The following is a 379-nucleotide window of genomic DNA, read 5'->3' on the forward strand; positions in this document are numbered from 1 at the left end:
TTGCCTGTGATATCGGACTACGCTTCTCTTTATTTGGGGGACGTTCATTGTAGCCAGAGTGATGGGGAAGTGGGTGGGTCTGGTATAGAGATGTCAAGTGAGGTGGTTTTTTCTGTTTGTATTATGAAGAAGGCATTGCACCCAGGGTTGCATGTTATGTTGGAGGGGAAAGTATATTTTTTAGGCGTTGAGTCAAGCTTTGAAAGCTCTGTGAGTCAGGCCTATACACATGCTTATGAGGCTTTGCGAGCGGCTAATGTTGATGAGAGAAGTTTGAGGATCATTCTAGGGCATGGAGCGTCATTATCGATTGTGAAATTGGGAGCGCAGGTTGTGATGGCGGTAGGTCTGGAGATTGACTACTTTTCGAGTGGCTGAG

At 46.2% G+C, this 379-nt stretch carries 1 protein-coding gene; it reads left to right on the top strand.

From position 1 onward, the window contains the following. The coding region (locus tag K675_RS31680) for an acetamidase/formamidase family protein (protein ID WP_198291710.1) at positions 1-378 on the top strand (378 nt) is incomplete at its 5' end. Between the last annotated feature and the right edge of the window lies 1 nt (position 379).

Origin of the sequence: Pseudomonas fuscovaginae SE-1, assembly GCF_000364705.1 — a bacterium.
Classification (GTDB): Bacteria; Pseudomonadota; Gammaproteobacteria; order Pseudomonadales; family Pseudomonadaceae; genus Aquipseudomonas; species Aquipseudomonas fuscovaginae_A.